This window comes from Accumulibacter sp. (assembly GCF_016789985.1).
Classification (GTDB): domain Bacteria; phylum Pseudomonadota; class Gammaproteobacteria; order Burkholderiales; family Rhodocyclaceae; genus Accumulibacter.
On the sequence record NZ_JAEUOL010000159.1, the window covers coordinates 26,229 to 53,065 of the forward strand.

At 65.2% G+C, this 26,837-nt stretch carries 20 protein-coding genes and 1 pseudogene; 6 read left to right on the forward strand and 15 right to left on the reverse strand.

What is annotated here, in order from left to right:
* Positions 1-6: 6 nt before the first annotated feature.
* From JNK99_RS09110 to JNK99_RS09135, 6 genes are all read right to left on the reverse strand, one after another.
* Positions 7-1,026, reverse strand: coding sequence for an NAD(P)-dependent alcohol dehydrogenase (locus tag JNK99_RS09110; RefSeq protein ID WP_291851698.1), 1,020 nt, complete (start codon positions 1,024-1,026; stop codon positions 7-9).
* A 124-nt stretch (positions 1,027-1,150) separates the two neighbouring features.
* Positions 1,151-2,098, reverse strand: a complete 948-nt coding sequence (locus JNK99_RS09115; RefSeq protein ID WP_291851701.1) for a DMT family transporter — start codon at positions 2,096-2,098, stop codon at positions 1,151-1,153.
* A gap of 39 nt (positions 2,099-2,137) precedes the next feature.
* Positions 2,138-2,590: an SCP2 sterol-binding domain-containing protein gene (locus tag JNK99_RS09120; RefSeq protein WP_291851704.1), complete on the reverse strand. Its 453-nt coding sequence runs from the start codon at positions 2,588-2,590 to the stop codon at positions 2,138-2,140.
* Positions 2,590-3,510: a U32 family peptidase gene (locus JNK99_RS09125; RefSeq protein ID WP_291851706.1), complete on the reverse strand. Its 921-nt coding sequence runs from the start codon at positions 3,508-3,510 to the stop codon at positions 2,590-2,592. The genes JNK99_RS09120 and JNK99_RS09125 overlap by 1 nt, the downstream gene beginning before the upstream one ends.
* Before the next feature lie 14 nt (positions 3,511-3,524).
* Positions 3,525-4,538, reverse strand: a complete 1,014-nt coding sequence (locus tag JNK99_RS09130) for a peptidase U32 family protein (protein ID WP_291851709.1) — start codon at positions 4,536-4,538, stop codon at positions 3,525-3,527.
* Between the two features lie 62 nt (positions 4,539-4,600).
* Positions 4,601-5,410: a helical backbone metal receptor gene (locus JNK99_RS09135; protein ID WP_291851712.1), complete on the reverse strand. Its 810-nt coding sequence runs from the start codon at positions 5,408-5,410 to the stop codon at positions 4,601-4,603.
* A gap of 33 nt (positions 5,411-5,443) precedes the next feature.
* On the opposite strand from JNK99_RS09135, the gene JNK99_RS09140 reads away from it, so the two are divergent.
* Positions 5,444-6,169 (forward strand): SDR family NAD(P)-dependent oxidoreductase, encoded by a 726-nt coding sequence (locus JNK99_RS09140; RefSeq protein WP_291851715.1) that lies wholly within the window; start codon positions 5,444-5,446, stop codon positions 6,167-6,169.
* A gap of 50 nt (positions 6,170-6,219) precedes the next feature.
* On the opposite strand, the gene JNK99_RS09145 is transcribed toward JNK99_RS09140, so the two are convergent.
* The 7 genes from JNK99_RS09145 to argS all read right to left on the reverse strand — a co-directional run bounded on the left by JNK99_RS09145 (position 6,220) and on the right by argS (position 13,414).
* Positions 6,220-7,443, reverse strand: a complete 1,224-nt coding sequence (locus JNK99_RS09145) for a carboxylate--amine ligase (protein ID WP_291851717.1) — start codon at positions 7,441-7,443, stop codon at positions 6,220-6,222.
* A 9-nt stretch (positions 7,444-7,452) separates the two neighbouring features.
* Positions 7,453-8,406 carry a polysaccharide deacetylase gene (locus JNK99_RS09150; RefSeq protein WP_291851720.1) on the reverse strand — a complete coding sequence of 318 codons (954 nt, stop codon included), beginning with the start codon at positions 8,404-8,406 and terminating at the stop codon, positions 7,453-7,455.
* The gene (locus JNK99_RS09155; protein WP_291851723.1) at positions 8,403-9,008 is read right to left on the reverse strand and encodes a phosphotyrosine protein phosphatase; all 606 of its coding nucleotides are present in this window, start codon (positions 9,006-9,008) and stop codon (positions 8,403-8,405) included. Before JNK99_RS09155 ends, JNK99_RS09150 begins: the two co-directional genes overlap by 4 nt.
* 308 nt (positions 9,009-9,316) lie before the next feature.
* Positions 9,317-10,084, reverse strand: a complete 768-nt coding sequence (locus JNK99_RS09160; RefSeq protein WP_291851725.1) for an SDR family oxidoreductase — start codon at positions 10,082-10,084, stop codon at positions 9,317-9,319.
* An 87-nt stretch (positions 10,085-10,171) separates the two neighbouring features.
* A complete protein-coding gene (locus JNK99_RS09165; protein WP_291851728.1) occupies positions 10,172-10,816 on the reverse strand; it encodes a thiol:disulfide interchange protein DsbA/DsbL in 645 nt (214 codons plus the stop codon).
* Positions 10,817-10,830: 14 nt separating this feature from the next.
* A complete protein-coding gene (locus JNK99_RS09170) occupies positions 10,831-11,607 on the reverse strand; it encodes an SPOR domain-containing protein (protein WP_291851732.1) in 777 nt (258 codons plus the stop codon).
* Between the two features lie 34 nt (positions 11,608-11,641).
* Entirely contained in the window at positions 11,642-13,414 is a 1,773-nt protein-coding gene (argS, locus tag JNK99_RS09175; protein WP_291851734.1) for an arginine--tRNA ligase, read from the reverse strand.
* Between the two features lie 139 nt (positions 13,415-13,553).
* Here argS and ubiB point away from each other — a divergent pair, with 139 nt between their 5' ends.
* Positions 13,554-15,086, forward strand: coding sequence for a ubiquinone biosynthesis regulatory protein kinase UbiB (ubiB, locus tag JNK99_RS09180; protein ID WP_291851737.1), 1,533 nt, complete (start codon positions 13,554-13,556; stop codon positions 15,084-15,086).
* Positions 15,087-15,105: 19 nt separating this feature from the next.
* Positions 15,106-16,230 carry a beta-ketoacyl-ACP synthase III gene (locus tag JNK99_RS09185; protein WP_291851740.1) on the forward strand — a complete coding sequence of 375 codons (1,125 nt, stop codon included), beginning with the start codon at positions 15,106-15,108 and terminating at the stop codon, positions 16,228-16,230.
* A gap of 16 nt (positions 16,231-16,246) precedes the next feature.
* Here the strand turns inward: JNK99_RS09185 and JNK99_RS09190 are convergent, their stop codons facing one another.
* Positions 16,247-20,122: a DUF3683 domain-containing protein gene (locus JNK99_RS09190; RefSeq protein WP_291851746.1), complete on the reverse strand. Its 3,876-nt coding sequence runs from the start codon at positions 20,120-20,122 to the stop codon at positions 16,247-16,249.
* A 220-nt stretch (positions 20,123-20,342) separates the two neighbouring features.
* Here JNK99_RS09190 and ilvA point away from each other — a divergent pair.
* The 3 genes and pseudogenes from ilvA to JNK99_RS09205 all read left to right on the forward strand — a co-directional run.
* Positions 20,343-21,866 (forward strand): annotated as a pseudogene (gene ilvA / locus JNK99_RS09195) (threonine ammonia-lyase, biosynthetic); the annotation flags it as partial.
* Positions 21,867-21,953: 87 nt separating this feature from the next.
* Entirely contained in the window at positions 21,954-22,886 is a 933-nt protein-coding gene (gene cysK / locus JNK99_RS09200; RefSeq protein WP_291851749.1) for a cysteine synthase A, read from the forward strand.
* An 18-nt stretch (positions 22,887-22,904) separates the two neighbouring features.
* Positions 22,905-24,065 carry a PatB family C-S lyase gene (locus JNK99_RS09205; protein ID WP_291851752.1) on the forward strand — a complete coding sequence of 387 codons (1,161 nt, stop codon included), beginning with the start codon at positions 22,905-22,907 and terminating at the stop codon, positions 24,063-24,065.
* A 131-nt stretch (positions 24,066-24,196) separates the two neighbouring features.
* Here the strand turns inward: JNK99_RS09205 and glnE are convergent.
* A partial coding sequence (gene glnE, locus JNK99_RS09210) for a bifunctional [glutamate--ammonia ligase]-adenylyl-L-tyrosine phosphorylase/[glutamate--ammonia-ligase] adenylyltransferase (protein ID WP_291851755.1) occupies positions 24,197-26,837 on the reverse strand: 2,641 nt, incomplete at its 5' end.

Sequence of the window (26,837 nt, forward strand, 5' to 3'; positions counted from 1 at the left end):
AGCGCGCTAATCCGGATGGCGAATGCAGATCTTGCCGAACTGCGCGCCGCTCCTGAGATAGGCCAGCGCCTCATGCAGCGCCGCGAACTCGAACACGCGGTCGACGATGACCGGCAGCCGATGCTGTTCGAGCGCCCGCAGCATTGCCTCGAAGCCGTCGCGGTGGCCGACGGTAATCCCCTGCAGCCGCACCTGGCGGGTGATGATCAGACCCAGCGGCGTGGACAGTGACGAGCCGGAAAGAACGCCGATCATCGACAGGCTGCCACCCGGGCGGATGCAGCGCAGCGACTGCGGCAGCGTCTTCTCGCCGCCGAGTTCGACGATGTGATCGAAACCACGGCCAGCGGTGATCTCGCGCGCCGGCTTCGACCATTCCGGAGTCGTCGAGTAATTGATCGTTGCATCGGCGCCCAGCGCCTGCAAGCGCTCGATCTTCGCATCGCTCGACGAGATCATGGTGACGTGGGCGCCGGCCAGCTTGGCGAAAGCCAGCGCGAACAGCGCCACACCGCCCGACCCCTGAATCAGCACCCGCTCGCCCGGGCTCACCCTGCCGTGGGTGGCCAGCGCGCTCCAGGCGGTCAGCGCCGCACAAGGCAGGCTTGCCGCTTCGACATCGCTGAGGTAGGCGGGCACCTTCACGACGCCCTGCTCGGAGAGGCACATGAATTCCGCCATCGTTCCGTCGATCGGGCCGCCGAGCGACCCGGTCATCCGCCCGAGGTCCGGATCGCCGGCGATCCAGCCCTGGAAGAAGGTCGGGCAGACCCGGTCGCCAACCCTCACCCGGCTGACCCCGGGACCGGCCTGGACGACCTCGCCAACGCCGTCGGAAACGGGAATCAGCGGCAACGTGCCGGTGAAGCTGCCATAGCCGCGCTCCGGCACGACCAGATCGCGGTAATTGAGCGAGGCGGCGCGCATGCGCAGCAGCACCTGGCCCGGCCCCGGCTCGGGCTGCGGTCGTTCGGCGAGCTTGAGATTCGCCATTCCCCAGTCATCCTGAATCTGAAAAACGCGCATGGGTCACCTCCGATGATTGGCGCCATCCCGGCGCGAGGGGCAGCCGCGACGATCCGGGCTGCAACGCATCCATCATCGCACATCGCCCGATGCGCCGGGCGAGGCACCTGGAGTCGTGTGCTTCTCAGGCCGCCCGGAAGGCACGCACGCCGAGGATGACACCAGTGACCAGCAGTGCGATGCCCAGCAGCGCGCTGCCGCCCGGCAGCGCGCCTCGCCAGACGAAAGCGTAGGCAAAGGCGGCGAGTGTTTCAAAGACGATCAACTGGCCGGTCAGGCCGGTGGGCAGCAACTGACTGGCGCGGTTCCAGAGCAGTGTGCCGAGCCACGAGGCACAAAGGCCGAGGGTCAGCATCAGGCCGACATAGCGCAGCGGCTGCGGCCCGAGCGGATAGTCGAAGCCGTCGATTGGCCAGAGTCCGGCGGCGGCCATCCCGATCGCTGCCAGAGGCAGTGTCGCCAACCCCTGGGCAAGCGCCCAGGTGCCCGAGTTCAGCGCCGGTCGCTGGCGCAGCCAGCGCGAATTGCGCACCGGATACCAGGTCCACGCGGCGACCGCAGCAATCGCCAGCAGCCCGCCGAGAAGGTAGTCGTGAACACTGCGCTGCGCGCCGAGCAGGGCCATCTCATGGTGGTTCACCAGTGCGATGCCACCCGCCAGCACCGCCAGGGAAGGAAACAGGCGCCGCCACGGCAGGGCGTCGCCGCCAAAGTTGGCGACGATGGCAATGACGATCGGCAGGGTGCCGATGAGCATCGTCGGCAGGGGTGCGTCGGCCAACTGGATCGCTGCCGACAGGAAGACGTAATACAGAAGGTTGCCGACCAGCGCCAGCTCGAAGGCCATTCGCCAGTCCTGGCGCTGCAGGCGGAGCAGGTGCGCACGGTCGGCCCAGGCGAGCAGCAGCGCAATGACGCCGAAGCCAAGGTAGCGGCCGAAGGAGAGGATCACCGGCGGGTAGTCGGGCAGCATCAGGGGAACGACGAACACCAGGCCCCAGAGCAGTCCGGCAGCGAGGGCGCAGGCAATGCCCTGGACGAGGCCGCGGCTAGCCGTCAATGGCGGTCGCATGGCGCGCGGCGGCCACGGCGGATTGCCCGCCGCGCCGGCTCAATGGCGAAAAATCGGCAACCGGGGGAGCGGCGGCCACTCGATGGCGTCGAGCATGTTCTTGACCAGCAGGCCCAGTTCGGTGTCACCGACGATCGTCAGCTCGCGGTTGAAGAACAGGGTATCCGGGTCCTCCTGGCGTACCAGCAGTTGCAGGAAGGCCGAGAGATTGGCCCGGAAGCACAGGTCGGGCGCCGCCGGAGCAGTCAATAGTGGCCGGAAGAGGCCGCCCCGGTAGGTGAAACAGGCCTGCCCGCCAGCGTCCAGAACTTCGACGACGAAGCTTCGTCCCGCGAGCAGGGCGAGACTGTCTGCGGGCAGCACGCCGAGTCTGGCCGCGGCGTTGAGTGCGCTGGCCAGAGCCAGTGAGTGCGGCCATTGCGGCAGGTGCGCGCCGATCGTCGAGAGCATGCGCGGCAGGGTGAAACGGGGAATCGAGAAGCCCTGGGTCATCAGCGGGTTCCTTGCAGTGGAGCGAAAGCCGGAGACTGGTGCTGCGCGATTCCGGGCTCGCCGAACCAGTAGCCGTTGACCAGTCCGTCGTCTGCCCAGTCGGCGGTGTCGGGAGCGACCGCGGCGCCGCGACGTGCCGTGTCGAAAGCGGCAATGATCGCCTTCATGGCCTGCGGCTGCGGGCTGATGCGCAGCACCTCGACGCCCATCGCCAGTAGCTCCGGCACCTGCGGCAGGAGGTTGTAGGTCTGTGCCGACATCGTCTGAATCCCGTTGATGGTCAGGAAAGGCTGCCCGTCGCGGGTGCGCAGGGTCATGCCCTGCGGGTGGTCGAGGCACTTGAACTGGCAGTCGTCCTTGTTCAGGCTGTAGTGACGGGCGGTGAAACAGCGGGCCGAGAAAGCCAGCGGCAGCTTGCCGAAGACGAACACTTCGCTGGCGACGCCAGCCGGACGACTGCGGTGCAGTGTCTCGATCAGCCGGCGGTCAGCTTCGAGCGGTGGCACCCAGCGGCGCATGCCAAAGCGGGCATAGGTGGCCAGCGTCACTTCATTGTAGATGTTGAGATGAGGACCGGCGACGAAGGGGCGGCCGGCGGCGATGTTCACCGCGCCGAGGTCGTTGGCTTCGAGCCAGCAAGCGCTGATCTCGCTCAGTTCGTCGGCCAGGCGGCGCAGCGCCTTGAGGTCGCTTTCCGATTCGAGCAGCGCCTGTGCCGAGATGACCACCTCCTTGCCCGCCCCGGCGAGGTCGCGCGCCAGCCCCAGCCAGTCGGCGCCACGAATCTGCTGGCGACGCGAGCAGACCACTTCGCCCAGGTAGATGATGTCGAGCGCCGGGTTCTCCGCCATCTCGGCATAGAACTCGAAGACCTCATGTTTCGGCCAGAAGTAGAGCAGCGGTCCGAGCGAGAGTTTCATCGTTCAGCCCTTCCCTATCGCCACGGCCGATTGTAGGCGCCCAGGGTGACCTGGCTGCCCTCGGCCAACCTGGCCAGCTCGGCCTGCCACGCCGACCTGACGTGAAAGCGCTGGGCGTCGCGCGCCAGTTCGTCGAGCGCCGCCCGCAGGGTACGGGTGACCTGCGCGACGTAGGTCGGGCTGCGCTGGCGGCCTTCGACCTTGATCGCGGCGACGCCGATTGCGGCGATGTCGGGCAGGATTTCCAGCACGTTGAGGCTGGTCGGCTCTTCGAGCGCGTAATAGGTTTCGCCCTGTACCTCGAAGCGTCCCTTGCACAGCGTCGGGTAACCGGCCGGCTCGTCGTCGGCGAAGCAGTCGATCAGGATGCCGTTCAGCCGCGTCTGCATCTGGCCGGGCGATCTTTCCCACTGCACGAATCTGGCCGGCGAACAGGCGCCAACCGTATTCGGCGACTCGCCGGTGGCATAGGAAGAGAGCCAGCAGCGGCCCTCGTTCATGACGCACAGACTGCCGAATCCGAAAACCTCGATCTCCACGGGTGTGTTGCGAATCACTGTCTCGACCTGTGCCAGCGTCAGCACACGTGGCAGCACCGCTCGTCGGACGCCAAACTCGCGATGAGCGAAATTCACCGCCTCGTAGCTGGTCGCCGAGCCCTGCACCGAGAGATGCAGACGCAGCGCCGGGTGACGACGGCTGGCATAGTCGAGCAGGCCGACGTCGGCCAGGATCACCGCGTCCACGCCGAGATCGGCCGCGCCATCGACGGCACGCTGCCAGTCGGCGAAACGACCGGGCTGTGCGAAGGTATTGATCGCCATCAATACCTGGCGCTGGCGCGAATGAGCGTAGCGGATTCCTTCGACCATCGCCTTGTGGTCGAAATTGAGCCCGGCGAAGTTGCGTGCGTTGGTGTCGTTGCGGTAGCCAAGATAGACCGCATCGGCGCCGTGGTCGACCGCCGCCTTGAGTGCCGGCAGGCTGCCGGCGGGGCAAATCAGTTGGGGTACAGTGCGACGTGTCATGGAAACCTCGTCAACGAAGCTCGCCAGTATAGTCACGCCGGCCCGGCAAGGCTTGATGCTGGTCAATTTCCAGCCGATTCGGCCAGGCGGCTCCTGAGTTGCCGCAGATAGGCCAGACCGGCGACCGCCCGGCTGCCGTACCAGGAAACCATCTCGCCATCGATCAGGGTGCAGCGCGTCGCCGGCAGTTGCTCCTGCAACTGCCGCAAGTGGCGCTCCCGGAAGGGGTAGGGTTCGGTCGAGAGAAAGACGATCTCTGCCTCGCCGGCGACGGCCGGCAGCTCGACCGGCGGGTAACGCAGCGGGCTGGCGGGTGGCAGTGTGTCCCAGCCGGCGGCGGCCAGCATGCGCGAGATGTAGGTATCGCGCGCAACGCTGAGCCACGGATCGCGCCAGATCAGGTAGAGCACCGGCTGGCGCGGCAGCGTGTCGGCCAGCGCGGCGAGCGCCGCCCATTCGCGCTCGAACTCCGCACACAGTGCTGCGGCCTGCTCCTGCCGGTCGAACACGCCACCCAGCAGACGGTAGAGATCGAGGTTGTCGCGCGCGGCCAGCGGATGGGTGACGATCAGGTGCGGCACGAATTCGGCCAGGGCGTCCACCTCGTCGCGCCGGTTCTCGTCGATATTGACGATCACATGGCTGGGACGCAACGCGCGCAGCTTGCCGCGGTCGAAACCCTTGGTGCCGCCCAGTTTGGGAATTCGTCGTACCACCGCACGCGGATGGATGCAGAAACCGGTGCGGCCGACCAGGCACTCGGCCAGCCCGAGGGCCACCAGCAGCTCGGTCAGGCTCGGAACCAGGGAAACGATGCGCGGCGTACCCGGATAGCGGAGGTGCGCCTTGCCCAGCGCATCAGACCATTGCATGATGAGACTTCCACGGACAAACAGGAGGAAAGGATGCTAGCTCAGAAAGTTGCCGTTGTGAGCGGTGCGGCACGAGGCATCGGCCTGGCAGTGGCGCGTGATCTGGCGGCGGCCGGCTGCGTCGTCCTGATGGTCGGGCGCCACGCCGAATCGATCGCTGCGGCGGCCGCACAACTGCAGGCGAGCGGCCATGACGTTCTGCCGCATGCCGCCGACGTGACCGATGCGAGCGCCGTCGCAGCGCTCGCTGCCCGCCTGCGGCGCGAGTTCGGGCGAACGGACATCCTGATCAACAATGCCGGCGTCTTTCTCGAACCGCGCGACTTTGCCGCGCCACAGGGCGCCAGTGTATTCACGGTCGCCCCGGAGGTGGTCGCCGCGACGATCGACTGCAATGCGCTCGCCCCATTGCGCCTGCAGCAGGCCTGCGTGCCGCTGATGCGGGAGAACGGCTGGGGGCGCATTGTCAATGTCTCGTCGGGGATGGGACAATTGAGCGACATGGGCGGCTTCTGGCCGGGCTACCGGATGTCCAAGGCGGCGCTCAACGCGCTGACCTGCCTGACGGCAAAGGAACTCGCAGGCACGCCGATCAAGGTCAACGCCGTCTGCCCGGGCTGGTGCCGCACCGCGATGGGCGGTGAGGAGGCGACCCGCAGCGCCGACGAGGGCGCCCGCGGTATCGTCTGGGCAGCGCTGCTGCCGGATGACGGCCCGAGCGGCGGCTTCTTCCGTGACGGCCAGCCGATCGACTGGTAGAAACTCGGTGCCGCCTGGCGGTCTCGCCGACCGCCCGTTCAGGAAAGCTGTCAGGCGTTGCGCAACAGATTGCGCAGGTCGGCGAAAAAGGGCCGCGGATCATTCAGAGACCAGACGTAGTACCTGACCGTCGGGCGAAAGAAATCCTGCACGAAGCGCCACACTTCCTGCCACGGCCGGATCCGGAAACACGGATCGGCAATCAGGCCCGGCCGGAGAACGATGCGCGACAACCGCTTCAACTCGGTCGCCACCATACGGCAGCGCAAATCCGAGCGCGGCGCCACGTCCAGCTCGGCGAGCGGCAGACCCGCCGCCTGACGATAGCAAAGCAGCGCAAAACCGGCGCCGGCATGATAGGCCAGCGGGAAACTCCCCCAGAAGCGACCGTTGATCTCCATCAGCCGGGCTGCGCAACGGAGCGGATCGTAGCGATATTCGACCATTGCGACGCCCTCCCAGCCGATCGCCCTCAGGAGGGCAATCGATCGTTCCTGCAGATCGACATGTTCAGTCAGCGGCACCGCATCACAGACGCTCGAGAAGCCACCCTCCGGTGGCCATTCGGCAACCCGCCGATGCTGAAAACGGCGCAGGGCCTGTCCCTGGTGCATGAAGAAGAACTGGCCGAGACCGTAGCCCGCGCAGTATTCCTGGACCAATGGCCATTGACCAATCGCCGAGTAACGAGACAGCGCGACCTGCAAGTCGGCGCGGGTGTGCACATACTCTGCCTTGAGCAGCGGCAGCCCGTGGCTCTCAAGCTCACGCACCACGGCGTTCGGATCACTCCACTTGAGCACCACCGGCAGGCGGCAGCGGCTCACAAGATCATCCATCTGCCAACCTGGCTGCGGCTGTATCGAAACGGGGGTATCGATGCCAACCGCGCGCGCCACGTCCAGTGTGGACTGCTTGTCAAGGACGATACGCAGTGCGGCGGCTTCGGGTACGACCGGCGTCACCTGACCAAGTGACTCACGATGCCTGCTCAGCCAATCCAGATTGGCCTCCGAGATGGCCAGCAGAGGGCACGGTCCGAAGCGCTCTCCAATCGCACGTATTGCCTGCAGCAGCGCTTCGCTGCGTGCTTCGCCGACCACCATGCCGGTCGTCAGGTAGCGTGAACACAATCCGATCGCGTCCTCTTCCTGTGCGATACCAATCACCGACACGCCGGCACGCCCAAGCTCACGCACGACGCACAAGCCGATCTGGGTCTCCAGACCCAGCACGACGCAGGGTGGCCACCGGCTATCGAGAACGCCGTTCATCTCGCTCCCTCAGAAACGCCTCAGCAATTGCTCGAAGTGACGCTGCAGGGTTGCAGACAGTCCGACGCGCGGTGGTGCGGCTTCAGACCGGCTGCTCCCGACGCGGCAGTCGGAATACAGGGCGGTCGGCAAATGCTGGCTGTTGTCTCCGAGATAGCGACAAAGCCTGGCAAAGCGCCGAACGACAACCGGGTCCGGCTGCGCACTGTTCGGCTTGAGCATTTCGAAGTTGTGCGACACGATGACGAATTCGTCGTGGCCGGCCATGGCGGCATTTTCGATGGCATCGCGCAGTTCGGCGAAGCTGCAGCCGCCCACCTGCGCCGAGCGTGTCTTGCCCAGACCGTCGGCAAACAGCGAGACAGGAAACGAGCTGATGCCTTCGATCACCGACGGCAGCAAGCGCCAGGGGCCATCGCACAGGTCCGCACCACTGACCTCGTAGTTCGCGTTCAGGCTGCTGTCGAAGCCGATGTCATTCTCCCCCAGAGCGCGAAAAGTGTCGCGATTGCAGCCGAAGTTGCCAGCGCGGAAAGCGTTGACCGGACCCGCCCCTGCCTCCAGCAGCATCTGCTTGCCACGTGCAATCAGCGCGCTCTGCTCGACGAGTGTGTAGTAGCTCATGTGTTGCCGCTTCACCCGGTTATCGGGAATGATCGCTGGCGAGATTTCGTCGGTCCACTCCGGATGCAGATGCAATTGAACATCCTGCCCGGCATTACGGATCAGGTCGATGATGGTCACCAGGTGATGCAGTCCAAAACGTGCGGCAAAGAGCGGTTCGACAAAGAATACTCCACGCAACCCGCAGGCATTGAGCATCTCGAGCGTCTTCGGCAGGGCATATTCACCCTGGGATGAACGACCGTAAACATAGCGGTCGAAGGCCGCGGGGAAGGTTTCGTCCAGGCGCGCCCAGCCGCCGCACCAGACCTCGATATCAAAGCTCAGCAGGACCTTCACGGCAGGGTGCACGGGCTGCCGGCGGAGCGCAAGTCCCCGACCAGATTGATCACGGCCGAATGAATCAGCGCAAAGCAGGTCATGAAGTACTCTTCCGGAATCAGGGCAGGGTCGTGCAGATGCAGCCGGCGAGGACTCGACCAGGCACCGAGCAGCACGATGGCGTCGGGCGGAATGCCATTGGCGATCAAGCGATGGGCGTGACGGATCTCCATGACGAGCATCAGGTCACCCGGCTGGTAAGCGAAATCGCCGAAGTCCGTGGCGCCGTGGGACGACAGGTCGATGCCGAAACGCCGGGCCGTGTTGACCGCGGTCACGTAGGCCGGCACCCCGGTGGTGGTGGCCAGACCCAGCGAACAGACCCGCACCCCGTGGCTGCGCGCCACGCCCTCGGCAAAGGCACTGCGATTGATGTTGCCGAGGCAGACGAACACCAAGCGTTGGGTACGACCGGGATCGATCCGCAGGAAACGATCGACTCGTCCGCTCACCCATTCGAGCTGCGCCAGAAGGTGTCGCACCCAGCCACGAAAGCTGCCGTAGTTGCAGGTCGTCAAGTGCTGCACGGTCTGTCTGGAGCGCTGAAGATGCTCGAGCATGGTGACGGCGGGTAATCCACGGTCGCTCAACGCAGCACCGCCGACCCAGCGACGCTGCACAAGCTTACAGCCTGCGTGATCACGCCCGAAGAGCGCAGGACAGGGTTGTCCTCAAAGAGGAATGGCCCGACCGCGCTTGACCGCAGGCTCCGGGCAACCGGATTTCGTCTCATTTTTCTGTCTGGACTTTCTGTTGCCGCCCTCGATTGGTTCCCGTCCCTACCACCCGGCAACTTCGCCATCCGACTGGTCAGCGCTTGAGGCCCAAGCATAACTGCAAAACAACTCCCGCAACAATCCGCGCGTGTCTAGCGCTGCGGCATGCCGCGCGGCTTGCGGGGCACATGGGCGAACAGCCGGTCGTAGAGCGGGTTGGGCAGCAAGCGCAACAACTTGCTCACGATCGCCATCGGCCAGGGAACCACCCGATAACTGCCACCCCGCGCGATCGCCCGGGCGCAAGCCCTTGCCGCCGCTTCTGCGGTGATCAGGAAGGGCATCGGGAAGGGATTGTCCGCGGTCATCGGCGTTCTGACGTAGCCGGGACAGATGGTGATCACCCTGATCCCGGAATCGCGCAGCTCGACGCGCAGGCTCTCGAGATAACAGATGGCCGCAGCTTTCGAAGCGCAGTAGGCTGCCGCCCCCGGCAGACCACGAATCCCGGCGAGCGAGGCGATCCCGACCAGGCGGCCACCGCCGGCCCGGCGCATGGCGCCGATGAACGGCGAGAAGCAGGCTGCCAGACCAAAGCAGTTGACCTCCATGATCCGCCGGATGACTTCGAGATCCTCGGCGCATTCGGTCAGTGTCCCGGCCGACACCCCGGCGTTGGCGATCACCACGTCGGGAGCACCCAAGCGCGCGATGAAGTCCTCCGCCGCCGTGCGCAGCGCCACGGCATCGGTCACGTCGAGCGGGTAGCAGTCGATCTGCCCTGGCCAGCGCGCAGCCAGGCCATGCAGCAATTCCGCCCGCCGCGCGCAAAGACCGAGGCGTGCCCCGTTGGCCGCATAGTATTCGGCCAAGGCACCGCCGATGCCCGACGAGGCACCGCTGATGAAAACCTTGAGCAAGGCCGGGCGGATTAGGGCACGGGAAAGTCCCGGTCGCCGGAGGGAACAGCTCCCCCACCGGCGGCACGTGCCCGGACTAGGCCAGGATCATTTCTTGCTGCGATCACGACGTGCCAGGTCGATCACCTGGTCGGTCAGCAGGACCAGGTCGGGCAGACCCTTGATCTCCTTGCCGGTGACCAGGTACTTGCCATCCACCGCCATGGCCGGGACGCCCTGAATCTTGTACGACTGCGCCATCTGGTCGGCCCGCTTGACCTTGCTGATTACCCCGAAGGAGTTGTAGGCGTCGGCGAATTTCTTGCCGTCGATGCCTTGCGCGGTCACCCAGTCGATGACGCTCTTGTCGTCGTACAGTCTGGCCCCTTTCTTGTGCAGTGCATCGAAGACGGCCGCATCGAGCCTGGTCAGGTCACCGCTAGCCTCCAGTGCGTAGAACAGTTTGGCAAGCGTCGCCCATTGCGGTCGGCCGAAGCTCACCGGCACACGTTTGAAGACGACGTCCGCCGGCAGAGCGGACGACCACTTGCTGACTATGGGGTGAAACTCGCTGCAATGCGGGCAGCCATAGGAAAAAAACTCGAGGACTTCGATCTTGGCGGGATTGTCGGTCAACTGCGCCGGCACGATCGGCACGTAGTCGCGGCCGACCGCGAGCTGCGCTCTCGCCGGTAGTGTCGCCAGCATGGCAAGAATGACGGCCAATACCCATCCGCTGATACGTAGCTGCATGAATTCACTCCTTCCTAGTCCTTGCGCACCACGTTGGCATCGATGCCCTGTTTGGCAAGATCGGCGCGCAAATGGTTCACCTCGTCCATTTTGTGGTACGGCCCGAGCCGGACGCGATACCACACCTTGTCCTGCAGCATCACCTGCTGGATCCTCGCTTCCGCTCCCATTAACGCCAGGCGCGCCTTCTGGTTGTCGGCATCACTGGCACTCAGGAAAGAACCGGCCTGCAGGTAAATCGGCTCCTTCAGCGTGTTTTCATTCTTGCCCTCGGGTGGCTTGCCGGCCGCAGACTTGCTCTCCACGGGTTTGCTCTCTGCCGGCCTGGCGTCCGCCGATTTCGCCTCACCCGAGGGCCTGGTCTCGATCGGCCTGGTCTCGATCCCCTTGGTCTCGATCGGCTTGATCTCGCCTGACTTGCTGACCGCCGGTTTGTCGGCTGGCTTGACTTCCTCCGGCTTTGGATCCGGAATCGCCTCCGCCTTGCCGGGCAGAATCTTGTAGAAGTCGAAACGCGGCTTTTCGACAATCGGGTCGCCGGGCTTGCCGGGCAAGGGGGCCGGAGCAGAGGCGACGGGCGGTACTTCGGGAGCCGCCTGGGCCGCCGGCTTGCCGGCAACCGGCGGCGCAAGCTTCGGCTGTTGTCCCGTTGTGGTGAAGGGCAAGGGCGCCCTGTTGACGTACCAGACGACGCCAGCGACGGCAATCACGCCAATGACCAGTCCGATGAACAGGCCGAACAGCGTTCCGCCAGCCGATTTTCTGTTCGGCAGCGCCTTGCGGGGTCTCATGTCACGACTCATGGAAATCCTCTGGACTCTCTGATTACATCGACTCCGGACAGGCAACACCCAGAATCGTCATGCCGTTGCGAATCACCTGCCGTACGGCAGCGGCCAGCGCCACACGCGCCAGGCGGAGCGCCGACGCATCAACCAGTATGCGCTCGGCATTGTAGTAGCTGTGGAATTCGGCCGCCAGATCCCTGAGGTAGAAAGCGACGAGATGTGGCGCCAGCTCCTGTGCAGCCGCTTCAACCACCTCCGGAAACTCGGCCAGCCGGACCACCAGGGCCAATTCGTGCGGGCCATCGAGACAGGCGAGGTCGGCCGCAGAGAGCTGCTCCAGATCGCCGCCCCAGCTTGTCAGCACCGAGCAGACGCGTGCATGCGCGTACTGGATGTAGTAGACCGGGTTGTCGTTCGACTGACTCTTGGCGAGATCGAGATCGAAATCGAGGTGCTGGTCGGACTTGCGCAGCACATAGAAGAAGCGGCAGGCATCGTTGCCGACATCCTCGCGCAGGGTGCGCAGGGTAACGAAATCGCCCGAACGGGTCGACATCTGCGCCTTCCAGCCGGAACGATAGAGCACCGCGAACTGCACCAGAGCCACATCGAGTACGGCGGGGTCGATGCCGAGCGCGGCGAGCGCGCCCTTGACGCGAGGAATGTAGCCGTGGTGATCGGCGCCCCAGACGTTGATCAGGCGGTCGAAACCACGCTCGTACTTGTTGAGATGATAGGCGATGTCGGACGCGAAATAGGTGTACAGACCGTTGTCGCGTTGCACGACACGGTCCTTCTCGTCGCCGAACGCAGTCGAACGGAACCAGCGGGCACCGTCCTGCACATAGAGATGACCAGCTTTGTCGAGTCGCTCGACGCAGCGTGCGACGAGACCGGTGGCGAACAGCGACTGCTCGGAAAACCAGACGTCGAAATGCACGCCCGACTCTTCGAGATCGCTGCGGCAGTCGGCGAGCTGCTCGGCCAGCACGAAATCGTGCACGTATTTCCAGTCCTCGCCCAGCAGCTTGCGGGCATTGGCGATCAATGCGTCGAGTTGCGCCTCACGCTGGCGCGCCGCTTCGGCATCGGTGCGCGCGGGGTCGGGCAGACCCGGCGTAGCCTCGCCCACCCTGGCCGGAGGGTGCTGGTAGCGTCCACCATGCGCGGCCAGCATCTGCCGGGCCATGGCGCGCACGTAGTCGCCCTGGTAGGCATTCGGCGGAAAAGCCACGGGCTCGCCCGGCGGGCTGCACAGCTCCAGGTAGCGCAGCCAGGTGGACAGGGCAAGAATGTCCATCTGGCGGCCGGCGTCGTTCACGTAGTACTCGCTGGTCACATCCCAGCCGGCGTAGGCCAGCAGTTTGCACAAACTGTCGCCATAGGCGGCGCCGCGGCCATGCCCGACGTGCAGCGGGCCGGTCGGGTTGGCCGAAACGAACTCGATCAACACCTTGCGCCCAGCGCCGGCTGGTGAGCGCCCGAAGGCCGCAGCCTCGTCGAGAATGCTGCGCAACACCTCGCGCCGGGCTGCGGGGGCCAGACGAAAGTTGATGAAGCCGGCGCCGGCAATTTCCACCTTGTCGAGCCAGTTCGAATACGGCAGTTCCGAAACCAGCAACTGGGCCAGTTGGTGCGGGTTGCGCTTCAGCGGACGCGCCAACTGCATCGCCAGATTGCAGGAAAAATCACCATGCGCGGACTGTTTCGGACGCTCGATGTGGATCGGCGTATCGGCTTCGCCGGGCGCCACGCTGAGCAGCGCGGCGCGCATCAGTTCGGCGAGATGGGACTTCAGATCGGAACTCATCGCGGTGCATCAATCAAGGAATCGGGTCAAGCCTCTGATTATACGACGCCCGACCGGCGCCCGGGCGAACGATGCGGAGCGAGGGACTCCGTTTCTGTGTAAACTCGCTGCTTTGCCGACCGCCAGGTCCCTGCCCGCCGTGCGACTCTTCCGCCTCGCCAAAATTCTGAGCATTGCGAGCCGCTACGGCCTCGACGAAATGATTCTCGAGCACGAGCCGAGCGGTCGTCTGGCCGCCTGGTCGCGCGCGCTGCACTTCTGGCGACGCTTCGACACCCCCTCGGCAGTCCGCCTGCGGCAGGCCCTCGAATCGCTCGGGCCGATCTTCGTCAAGTTCGGTCAGGTGCTGTCCACACGGCGTGACCTGCTGCGGCCCGATATCGCCGACGAACTGGCCAAACTGCAGGATCGGGTGCCGCCCTTCTCGTCGGAACTGGCGCTGGCCGAGATCGAGAAGGCTTATGGTCGACCAGCCAGCGAGGTGTTCGCCGAGTTCGACGCGACCCCGGTGGCCAGTGCTTCGATCGCCCAGGTCCACTTCGCGCGTCTGCGACCGGAAGACGGCGGCCATGAGGTGGCGGTCAAGGTCCTGCGCCCGGCAATGCACACGGTGATCGCCAACGATCTGGCGCTGCTCGAAACGCTGGCCACGGTACTCGAGAAAGTCTGGTCGGACGGCAAGCGCCTGAAGCCGCGCGAAGTCGTTGCCGAGTTCGCCAAGTATCTCTACGACGAACTCGACCTGATGCGCGAAGCGGCCAACTGCTCACAGTTGCGACGCAACTTCAGCGCTTCAAGGCTGCTGCAGGTGCCCGAGGTGTACTGGGATCAATGTACGACGACGGTGATGGTGATGGAACGGATGCGCGGCATCCCGATCAGCCAGACCGAGGCGCTGGTCGCCGCCGGCATCGACCTGGCGGCGCTGTCGCGAGCCGGCGTCGAGATTTTCTTCACGCAGGTGTTTCGCGACGGCTTCTTTCACGCCGACATGCACCCGGGCAACATCTTCATTGCCACCGACGAGCCCCATCACGGCAGCTACATCGCGCTGGACTTCGGCATCGTCGGCACACTCACCGACAACGACAAGAATTATCTGGCGCAGAACTTCCTCGCCTTCTTCCAGCGCGATTACAAACGGGTCGCGACGGCGCACATCGAAGCCGGCTGGGCGCCTCCCGAGACGCGCGCCGACGAGTTCGAGGCGGCCATCCGTGCCGTCTGTGAACCGATCTTCGACCGGCCGCTGCACGAGATTTCCTTCGGCCGCGTCCTGCTCCGCCTGTTTCAGACCTCGCGCCGCTTCAACGTCGAGATTCAGCCGCAACTGGTGATGCTGCAGAAAACCCTGCTGAATATCGAGGGACTGGGCCGTCAGCTCGACCCCAACCTGGACCTCTGGAAGACCGCCAAGCCTTTCCTCGAGCGCTGGATGAGCGAGCAGCTCGGGCGACGTGCCTTCCACCGCGGCATCCAGCAGGAAGCCCCATACTGGGCACGCACCCTGCCGCAACTGCCGCGCCTGGTCTACCAGGCGCTGGCCGAACGCAAGGAACCCGATCTGACACCCTTGCTGGCCGAACTGACGCGCACGCAGCGCCAGCAACGGCACCTGCTGAGCGCCATCGCCGTGCTGCTGGCCGCACTGCTGGTCAGCCAATATCTATGACACCCCCCGGAGAATCTGCATGAATCGCGTCGTGATCAGTGCCAGCGGCCTCTACACCGCCCCGCACACCATCAGCAACCAAGAGCTGGTGACCTCCTACAATGCCTTCGTCGGCCAGTTCAACGCGGCCAATGCGGCACGCATCGTGGCGGGCGAGGTCGCGGCGCTGGAAGAGTCGAGTGTCGACTTCATCGAAAAGGCCTCCGGCATCACCCGTCGCTACGTGATGGACAAGGCCGGCGTGCTCGATCCGCAGCGCATGCGTCCGAAGTTCGTGCCGCGCGGCAATGACCAATTGTCGATGCAGGCCGAGATGGCCGTCGCGGCCGCCGGCGAGGCACTGGTGGTGGCCGGCCGCAGCGCCACCGAAGTCGATGCGGTGATCTGTGCCGCATCCAACATGCAACGCCCCTATCCGGCGATGGCGGTGGAAATTCAGCGCGCCCTGGGGATCAGCCAGGGCTACGCATTCGACATGAATGTCGCCTGTTCGTCGGCCACCTTCGCGCTCGAACTGGCGGTCAACGCGATACGCTGCGACACGGCGCGCAGCGTGCTGGTGGTCAATCCGGAAATCTGTTCGGCGCATCTCGCCTGGCAGGATCGCGACTGTCACTTCATCTTCGGCGACGTGTGCACGGCGATCGTCGTCGAAAGACTGGAAACCGCGACGTCGCCGAACGCCTGGGAAGTACTTGGCAGCCAGCTGGCCACCAGCTTCTCGAACAACATCCGCAACAACGCGGGTTTCCTGTCGCGCTGCGAAGACCGCGACCCGACCGAGCGCGACCAACTGTTCGTCCAGGAAGGACGCCGCGTCTTCAAGGAAGTGTGCCCGATGGCGGCCGAGCACATCACGCGACACCTCGCCAGTCTCGATCTGGCCCCGGCACAGGTACGACGTTTCTGGCTGCATCAGGCCAATCTGGCGATGAACCAGTTGATCGGCCGCCGCCTGCTCGGCCGCGAAGCGACCGCCGACGAAGCGCCGGTGATTCTCGACGAGTTCGCCAACACCGCGTCGGCCGGCTCGATCATCGCTTTCCACCGGCACAGCGCCGACCTGGCGGCCGGCGACCTGGGCCTGATCTGCTCCTTCGGAGCCGGTTATTCGATCGGCAGCCTGATCGTCCGCAAGTGCTGAGCCGGGCCGGCCGGCGCTACAGCAGGACGCGCTCGATGCCGCCGTTGTTGGCCTGGTTGATGTAACGCACCATCCAGTCGTCACCGAGCAGTCGCTTGGCGATTTCGACCACGATGTAGTCCGCCTCGGTGCCCGCGTCTTCGTTGTAGCGCGACAAACCTTGCAGGCACGACGGGCAGGAGGTGAGCAGCTTGAGCGTGCCGTCGAAGCCATCGGCCCGCAGCCGGCCGGCACCCTTCTCGATCTCCTCCTGTTTGCGGAAGCGGACCTGCGTGGACACGTCGGGACGGGTCACCGCCAGTGTCCCCGATTCGCCGCAGCAGCGATCCGACAGTTCGACCGGCTGACCCATCAACTGGTTGACCACCCGGATGCCCGGCAGTGTGCGCATCGGCGCGTGGCACGGGTCGTGATACAGGTAGCGTGTGCCGCCGATGCCGTCGAGCCGGATGCCCTTTTCGAGCAGGTACTCATGGATGTCGAGCAGGCGGCAGCCAGGAAAGATCTGGTCGAAGTGGTACTTCTCGAGCTGGTCCATGCAGGTGCCGCAGGAAACGATGACCGTCCGGATATCGAGATAGTTGAGGGTATTGGCCACCCGGTGAAAGAGCACCCGGTTGTCGGTGGTGATTGCCTGGCCCTGGTCGGCCTCGCCGGCCGCCGTCTGCGGATAACCGCAGCACAGATAGCCGGGCGGCAACACCGTTTGCGCGCCGATCTCGTAGAGGATGGCCTGAGTGGCCAGGGCGACCTGCGAGAACAGACGTTCAGAACCGCAGCCGGGAAAATAGAAGACGGCGTCGCCGTCGTGATCGGCCGCACCGATCTTCCGGGGGTCGCGGATGATCGGCACGATCTTGTCGCCTTCGATGTCGAGCAGGGCACGTGCGGTGCGCTTGGGCAACCCGGCGGGCAGCGGTTTGTTGATGAAGTGGATGACCTGCGCGCGCAGCGTCGGCGCACCGAGAGTGGCCGGCGGTTGCTGCGTCTGCGCGCGGCTCAGGCCGAGCGACCGGGCTGCCCGGTGAGCCAGCCGCTGGGCACGGTAGCCCCAGTCGATCATCAGCTTGCGCACCAGCTTGATCGTCGCCGGGTCCTTGATGGTCAGGAAGGCCATCGCCGCCGCCTTGGCCGGGACGAACTTCTTCTTCCCCTGTTCGCGCAGCAGGTTGCGCATGCGGATCGAGACATTGCCGAAATCGATGTCGACCGGACACGGCGTGACGCACTTGTGACAGATCGTGCAATGGTCGGCGACATCGTTGAACTCGTCGAAATGCCGCAAGGAAACACCGCGCCGGGTCTGTTCCTCGTAGAGAAAAGCCTCGATCAGCAGCGAGGTCGCGAGAATCTTGTTGCGCGGCGAGTAAAGCAGGTTGGCGCGCGGCACATGGGTCGAACACACCGGCTTGCACTTGCCGCAGCGCAGGCAGTCCTTGACCATCGTCGCGATGTTGCCGATCTCCGACTGCTCCATGATCAGCGACTCGGTACCGAGCAGCGAGAACGAAGGGGTGTAGGCCCTGACCAGGTCGGCGCCAGGCAACAGCTTGCCCTGGTTGAAGTGTCCGGCCGGGTCAACCCTGGCCTTGTAATCGCGGAACGGTTGAATTTCCGCCTCGGAGAGGAACTCCAGTTTGGTGATGCCGATGCCGTGTTCGCCGGAAACCACGCCATCGAGGGCCCGCGCCAGGGCCATGATGCGCTCGACCACGGCATACGCCGCCTGCAGCATTTCGTAGTTGTCCGAGTTCACCGGGATGTTGGTGTGCACGTTGCCGTCACCGGCGTGCATGTGCAGGGCGACGAACAGCCGGCTGCGCAGGATCTCGCGGTGGATCGCGCTGATCCGTTCGAGGACCGGCTGATAGACGACGCCATCGAAGATATCCCCGAGTTGCGGTTCGAGTTCGTTTTTCCAGGAGACACGTACCGAGTAATCCTGCAGCCGGTGGAAAAGCGTCGGCGCCGACGCCCGGTTGCGCAAGGTCCCGGCATGCACGCCGAGGCTGGCGAACTGCTCTTCGGCCTGCGGCAGCGGCAGATCGAGATGATCGAGCAGCCACTGCCAGCGGGCGCGCACGCCGCTCACCACCTCGAGCGCCGTCGTTCGCCGTTCGCCGATCAGGAGTTCGTTGTCGAGATCGGCATCACCCCGATGCAGCGGCAATTCTCCCGTCAGGAAGCTGCCCAGCGCGTCGCACAGCGACAGCTTGTTGCGCAGCGAGAGTTCGATGTTGATCCGCTCGACGCCGTCGCAGTACTCGCCCATGCGGGGCAGCGGAATGACGACATCCTCGTTCAGCTTGAAGGCATTGGTGTGGCGCGAGATGGCGGCGGTGCGGGCGCGATCGAGCCAGAATTTCCGGCGTGTTTCGGCATCGACGGCAATGAAGCCTTCGGCGCTGCGCAGGTTGCACAGGCGCACCACTTCCGAGGCAACGGCCATCACGGCCGCTTCGTCGTCACCTACGATGTCGCCAATCAACACCATTTTCGGTCGGCCGGCGGTTTCCGCCCGACGCTTGGCCTTGGTCGCGTAACCGACGGCGCGCAGGTAACGCTCATCAAGATGTTCCAGGCCGGCCAGCAGCACGCCGCTCTGCTGACCCGTTCCACCGGGCCGGAAGTAATCGGTGATCTCGACAATCGCCGGCACCGCTTCGCGCACCTGCCCGAAAAATTCGAGGCAGACGGTGCGCGTGTGCTGCGGCATCCGATGCAGCACCCAGCGGGCGGCGACGATCAGGCCATCGGTTCCTTCCTTCTGGACGCCCGGCAGGCCAGCGAGAAACTTGTCGGTCACGTCCTTGCCGAGCCCCGTCTTGCGAAAACGTGTACCGGGAATTTCGAGGATCTCGGGCTGGCCATAAGGTGTCCGTCCGTCTCGCCGAAAGCGCCGGATTTCGAAACGCACCATTTCCTGCTCGTGGATCTTGCCCAGGTTGTGGTCGAGACGCGTCACCTCCATCTCATGGCCGGTGGCATCGACCATCTTCCACCAGGCCAGATTGTCGAGCGCCGTCCCCCACAGTACGGCCTTCTTGCCGCCCGCGTTCATCGCAATGTTGCCACCGATACATGAGGCTTCAGCCGAGGTCGGGTCGACGGCGAAGACCCGACCGGCGGCGGCCGCTGCCTCGGCGACGCGCGCCGTGACGACGCCGGCACCAGTACGGATGGTGGCGCAAGGACGGGAGCAGCCGGGCAGCATGATCTCCTCGACAACACCGAGACCGACCAGCTTTTCGGTGTTGATCACCGCCGACAGGGGGGTCAGCGGGATGGCTCCGCCGGTGTAACCGGTGCCGCCGCCGCGCGGGATGATGGTCAGGCCCAGTTCGATGCAGTCACGCACCAGCGGCGCCATCTCTTCCTCGCTGTCCGGGTAGAGGACGACGAAGGGATACTCGATCCGCCAGTCGGTAGCGTCGGTGACATGTGAAACGCGTGCCAGACCGTCGAAAGCGATGTTGTCACGCCGGGTATGCCGCACCAGCACCCTGCTCACCCGGGCGCGCAGGCGTGCGGTGTCGACGAAGTGTCGTTCAAAACGGTCGACCGCCTCCTGTGCGGCGACGATCAGGGGCTGCACCCGATTGTTCCCCTGCCGGCGCTTTTCGATTTCCCGCAAGCGGTGGCGCAGTGCTTCGACCAGCGCGTCACGTCGCTGGCTGCTGGTCAGCAGGTCGTCCTCGAGGTAGGGATTGCGCTGCACCACCCAGATGTCCCCGAGCACCTCGTAGAGCATGCGCGCCGAACGGCCGGTTACCCGTTGGGTGCGCAGTTCGTCGAGCAGCGCCCACATCTTGGCGCCGAGCAGGCGAATGACGATCTCGCGGTCGGAGAACGAAGTGTAGTTGTAGGGAATCTCGCGCAGGCGTGCGTTCATCCGTGCCCCCGGCTGCTGCCAAAGGGCGCATTCTAACTTACTGCAATGCAGCATCACAGCCGTCCGTCCTCGCCCTGCGGCGTGGCGGCGGCCGACCCGGCGGGCACCCGCAACCCGCTGCCGCCCTGCGGGCGATGCCCGCGACACACGCTTGCCGCGCCGCGCCCGGCCCGTGCGCCCCTTCTGCTGCTAGAATCCGGCGTTTCGTCAGACGAACGCCCCAGCCACCACCATGCATACCGACTACCTCGCACGCATCCTCAACGCCCAGGTCTATGACGTGGCGATCGAAACGCCGCTCGATCCGGCGCCCGGCCTGTCGGCCCGACTGGGAAATCGTGTGCTGTTGAAGCGCGAGGACCTGCAGCCGGTGTTCTCCTTCAAGCTGCGCGGCGCGTACAACAAGATCGTCCATCTCTCGGCCGAGAAGCTCAAGCGCGGCGTGATCTGCGCCTCGGCCGGCAACCACGCGCAAGGTGTCGCCCTGGCAGCGGCCAAGGTCGGTTGCCGGGCAGTGATCGTCATGCCGACCACCACCCCGCAGATCAAGATTCAGGCCGTCCAGCAGCGCGGTGGCGAAGTGGTGCTCGCCGGCGAATCCTACGATGACGCCTACGCGCACGCGCTCGAACTCGAGAAAAGCGAGAAGCTGAGCTTCGTGCACCCGTTCGACGATCCCGAGGTGATCGCCGGGCAGGGGACGATCGGCATGGAGATCCTGCGCCAGCATGCAAAGCCGATTCATGCCGTCTTCTGCTGCGTCGGCGGCGGCGGCCTGATCTCCGGTGTCGCCGCCTATATCAAGCAGGTGCGGCCGGAAACCAGGATCATCGGTGTCGAAGCGGTTGATGCCGACGCCATGGCGCGTTCGCTGCAGGCCGGCAAGCGCGTCAGGCTGGAGCACGTCGGCCTGTTCGCCGACGGCGCAGCGGTCAAGTACGTCGGCGAGGAAACCTTCCGCCTCTGTCAGACCCTCGTCGATGAAATGGTGCTGGTCGATACCGACGCCATCTGCGCCGCGATCAAGGATGTCTTCGAGGACACGCGGGCCGTGCTCGAACCCGCCGGAGCGCTGGCGGTGGCCGGAGCCAAGGAGTACGCCAAGCGGCACAAACTGAAGGACAAGACGTTGATTGCGACAGCCTCCGGCGCCAACATCAACTTCGATCGCCTGCGTTTCGTCGCCGAGCGCGCGGAGATCGGTGAACAGCGTGAGGCGGTTTTTGCCGTCACCCTGCCCGAACGGCCCGGCGCCTACAAGCAGTTCGTCACGCTGATCGGCGCCCGCAACATCACCGAATTCAACTACCGCTACAACGACCAGCGTGATGCGCACATTTTCGTCGGCATCCAGGTCGCCTCGCGCGCCGAATCGGTGCGCCTGATCGAGCACCTGCGCAAGCACGGCTACCCGACCCTCGACCTGACCGACGACGAGATGGCCAAGGGCCATGTGCGCCACCTGGTCGGTGGCCACTCGCCACGCATCAACAACGAAATCCTCTACCGCTTCGAGTTTCCGGAACGACCAGGCGCGCTGATGAATTTCCTCAACCGCATGAGTGCCGGCTGGAACATCAGTCTCTTCCACTACCGCAACCACGGCGCCGACTACGGCCGCGTACTGGTCGGCATGCAGGTGCCGCCGAGCGAAATGGGCGACTTCGCGAATTTCCTCAATCAACTCGGCTATGCGCACTGGAACGAAAGCGAGAATCCGGCCTACAAACTGTTCCTGGGCTGAACCGCGCTCCACCGCAGACAGCTCGCCAGAAACGTAGGGCACCGCCTTGCCACCTTTTTCGAACCCCATTGTCCAGAGATCATTCCCATGAACATCGCCAGCAACATCACCGAACTGATCGGCAACACCCCGCTCGTCAGGCTCAACCGCCTGACCGCCGGCCTTGACGGCAGCGTCTGCGTCAAACTCGAGTTCTACAATCCGGCACACAGCGTCAAGGATCGCATCGCCGCGGCGATGATCGACGCGGCGCAGGCGACTGGCCGGATCGGCCCGCAAACGGTGGTGCTCGAACCGACCTCCGGCAACACCGGCATCGGCCTCGCCATGGTGTGCGCCGCGCGCGGCATCAGTTGCTGTTTCGTCATGCCGGAAACGATGAGCCGCGAACGTCGCCTTTTGCTCAAGGCCTACGGTGCCGAGCTGGTGCTGACCCCTGGCCCGGATGGCATGGGCGGCGCGATTCGTCGCGCCGAAGAAATGGCCGCTGCCGATGCGCGCTATTTCATTCCGCAGCAGTTCGAGAACCCGGCCAATCCGGCCATCCATCGCGCGACGACCGCCGAGGAAGTGTGGCGCGACACCGACGGCCAGGTCGACATCTTCGTTTCCGGGGTCGGCACCGGCGGCACCATCACCGGCGTCGGTGAAGTGCTCAAGGCGAGAAAGCCCGGTCTGCAGATCATAGCCGTCGAACCGGACGCCTCACCGGTGCTGTCCGGCGGGCCCAAGGGGCCGCACCCGATCCAGGGCATCGGTGCCGGTTTCGTACCCAAGGTACTCAACACCGCAATCTACGACGAAGTGCAGCGCGTCAGGGCGGATGACGCCTTTGCCGTGGCGCGCCGCCTGGCGACCGAGGAAGGGCTGCTGGTCGGCATCTCGTCGGGAGCCGCCGTCTGGGCAGCGCTCGAAGTGGCGCGTCGCCCGCAGAATGCCGGCAAGCTGACGGTGGTGATCGTCCCCTCCTTCGGCGAGCGCTACCTGTCCACCCAGCTTTACGCGCACCTCGAAGTCTGAGCGGCCAACCCGAGCGGCGTGGTGCAAGGATTCGACTTCGATCGCGTCATCGACCGGCGCGGCGGCGATTCGCTGAAGTGGAACCGGTACGCCGGGCGCGACATACTGCCCCTGTGGGTGGCAGACATGGATTTCGCGTCACCTCCGGCGATCATCGCCGCCCTCGAACGGCGCGTCGCACACGGCTGTTTTGGCTACGCCGAACCGTCGCCGGCACTGCACGAGGCGGTCCTCGGGCACCTGTGGCGCGAGTACGGCTGGCAGGTCGAAGCCGAGTGGCTGGTGTGGCTGCCGGGCCTGGTCAGCGCACTGAATGTCGCATGCCGGGCGGTCGACGGCGACGTGCTGACCGCGACGCCGGTCTATCCGCCCTTCCTGTCGGCGCCACGCCTCTCCGCACGGCAACTGTCGACCGCCCCGCTGTGTCAGGTCGATGGCCGCTGGGTCTGGGACTTCCCGGCACTGCACGGCGCGCGGCGTCCGAACAGCCGCCTCTTCCTGCTCTGCCACCCGCACAACCCGGTCGGACGTGCCTGGCGGCGCGACGAACTCGAACAGTTGGGCGCTTTCTGCTGCCGCCATGATCTGATCGTCTGCTCGGACGAGATCCACTGCGGACTGCTGCTCGACGAGGACCGCCAGCATCTGCCGCTGGCCATGCTCGACACCGAGCTCGCGCGGCGCACCATCACCCTGCTGGCGCCTTCGAAAACCTGGAACATTCCCGGCCTGGGCTGTGCTTTCGCGGTGATTTCCGACACCGCGTTGCGCCGCCACTTCAGCGGCGCCATGCGCGGCATCGTGCCCCATGCGAACATCCTCGGCCTGGCCGCGACCGAAGCGGCCTATCGCGATTGTGACGACTGGCGACGCGACCTGCTGCACATCCTGCGGCGCAATCGCGCCCGCGTCGAAGCGGCGGTGGCCGCCATGCCGGGGCTCGCGATGAGCCATGTCGAGGCCACCTACCTGGCGTGGATCGACGCGCGCAGCCTCGGGGTCGGCGATCCGGCTGCCTTTTTCGAGGCGGCCGGCGTCGGCCTGTCCAGTGGCGCCGACTTCGGCCTGTCCGGTTGGGTGCGGCTCAACTTCGGCTGCCCGCTGGCCACCCTCGAGGCCGCATTGCAACGCATGTCGCAAGCCTGCGGACAGGCCGCCCGGGGCACTCCATCCGCCTGATCGTAGCCGGCCGACCGTCCTGTCCACCTCGCCCTCGATGCGCTGCAGCGCTTGCTTGGCAGAACGCCGCAGAGTGACCCCTGCGCCACCCGGGTTTGCCGCGACGCGCCTGACGACGCCCCGCCTGGCGATCATGGCTCCCCGAACACCGCCTGCCAGAGGGAGAGCACCGCTGCGCAACGGCGGCTGACCAGGACACGTTCGACGCGTGCCCGGCGCCCGGCGTTGAGGCGCAGGACGTGTTGCATGCGGCGGAACTCGCGGTAGGCGCTCTGCACCGGCTCGGCCAGTGCGGCCGGAATCAGACCGAGTTCGGCAGCGATGCCGAGCAGCGCGATATTGCCGAGGTTGCCGCACAGGCGATCATGTTGCTGCGCGTAGCCAAGGATCAGGTACTGCACGATGAACTCGACGTCGATCAGGCCACCGCGGTCATGCTTGATATCGAAGGACTCGTCACTGCCCGAAGCGTGCTGCTCGAGCATGCGCTGGCGCATCGCCAGGACTTCTTCGCGCAGCGTCGCGAGGTGACGCGGCTGACGCAGAATCTCTATGCGAATGGCCTCGAACTGGCGGCCGACGGCGGCATCGCCGGCGCAGAAGCGGGCACGCGTCAAGGCCTGATGTTCCCACACCCAGGCATGTTGCAACTGGTAGTCGCGAAAGGCGTCGACCGGACTGACCAGCACCCCCGAATCGCCGTTCGGGCGCAGGCGCAGGTCGACCTCGAAGAGCGTGCCGGCCGAAGTCTGGCTCGACATCCAGGTGCTCATCCGTTGGCCGAGGCGGGCATAGAGTTCGCCGGCGTCTGGTTCCGGATCGTCATGCAGGTAGACCAGGTCGAGATCCGAGGCGAAACCAAGCTCCTTGCCGCCGAGCTTGCCGTAGGCGACGACCGCAAAGCGCGGCGGACGTTCGGGATGTGCATGCCGGTGCCTGAGTTTCTGCCAGCAGAGATCGAGAGTGGTCTGCACCATGAGGTCGGCGAGTTCGCTGAGGCGGTCGGCCAGGTGCTCGACGGTATGCATGCCGGCGATGTCCTGCGCCAGAAAGTGGAAGACCTGCGCGTGGTGGGTTTCGCGCAGGATGTCCATTTCGCGTTCGGTGTCGCCGACATGTTGCGCCAGACGCGCCTGCAGATCCTGCCCGAACTGCAGCCAATCGGTGGTGACGTCGAAGATGCGTGAGTCGAGCAGTTCATCGAGCAGGATCGGGTGACGCGTCAGGTAATCGGCTGCCCAGGAAGAACTGCCGATCAGTTCGGCCAGCTTCCTGAGTGCCTGCGGATACTGTTGGAGCAGCGCCAGATAGGCACCGCGGCCACTGATCTTGTCGAGAAAGTCGAGGCCGCGCTGCCAGGTGGCGTCGGGCGTCGTGGTGGCTGCCGCAGCGTCGATCAGGCGCGGTCCGAGGGCATCCAGGCGCTCGCGGTTACTCGCCGGCAGTTGCAGGTAGCGGCCGCTACGCCGGAAGCTGTGCAGTCGTTCAAGCAGTGCCTGCGGCTGGCGAAAACCGAGCGCGGACAGACGTTCCAGGCCTTCATCGCCGGCCACCGTGCCATCCCAGATGCCGGCCAGCGGATGTCGCCCTTCCTCGGGTTCGGAAAAAATCTGCTCGAAATGACGGCCAACGATGGCCCGATGCATGTCAAGCACGTTCAGGAAGGCAGGCCAGTCGGCGAAGCCCAGCGAAGCGGCGATCTGGCGACGCTCGTCGTCGCCACTCGGCAGCCGGTGCGTCTGGGCATCGCCAACGTATTGCAGGCGATGTTCGAGACGACGCAGAAAGTCATAGGCGGCGGCCAGTTCACGCTCGGCCTCGACCGGCAGGAGGCGTCGTTCGGCGAGCAGCGCGAGCACGCTCAGGGTCGGACGGATCTGCAGCGCCGGCTCGCGGCCACCGCGAATCAGTTGAAAGACCTGGGCGATGAACTCGATTTCACGGATTCCGCCGGGCCCCAGTTTGATGTGCTCGGCCATCTCCTTGCGCGCCACCTCGCGTCGTATCTGTGCGTGCAGGTCGCGCATGGCGTTGATGGCGCCAAAATCCAGGTACTTGCGGAACACGAAGGGACGGCAGATGCGCTGCAGCGCCTCGACCCATTGCGGCTGCAGATTGACACCCTGGTTCATCACCCTGGCCTTGATCCAGGCGTAACGCTCCCATTCACGGCCCTGGGTAATGAAATAGTTTTCCAGCGAACCAAGCGAGCCGACCAGCGGGCCGGAATCGCCGTTCGGGCGCAGGCGCATGTCCACCCGGAAGACCTGGCCGTCTTCGGTGTGATCGCCCAAAGCACCGATCAGGCGCTTGCCGAGACGGAGGAAGAAGTCGTAATTGTCGATCCGGCGGCCGTTACCCGCCGTCCTGCCCTCTTCGGGGTAAACGAAGATGTAGTCAACGTCCGATGACACATTGAGTTCGCGCCCGCCGAGCTTGCCCATGCCGACAATCAGCAGGCGCTGCGGCTGTCCCTGACTGTCGAGAGGCTCGCCGAACTGCTCGACGAGTTGTCGATGCAGAAAGTCGAGCGCGAAGTTGGTGCTCACATCGGCCAGTTGGGTCATGCTTTCGACCACTTCGCTCAAGGCTGCCACACCGCCGATGTCGCGCACGATCAGGGTCGCCATGACGCGCTGACGGAGCCGGCGCAAGGCCCGCCTGAGGGCCTTCTCCGAAGTCGGTGCGGCGCTGGCGAGAAACTCGCTCATCTGCCCGACGGTCAGGGGCTGCGCCGCATGCTCGCCGAGCCAGGCGGCGACCTCGGGACGA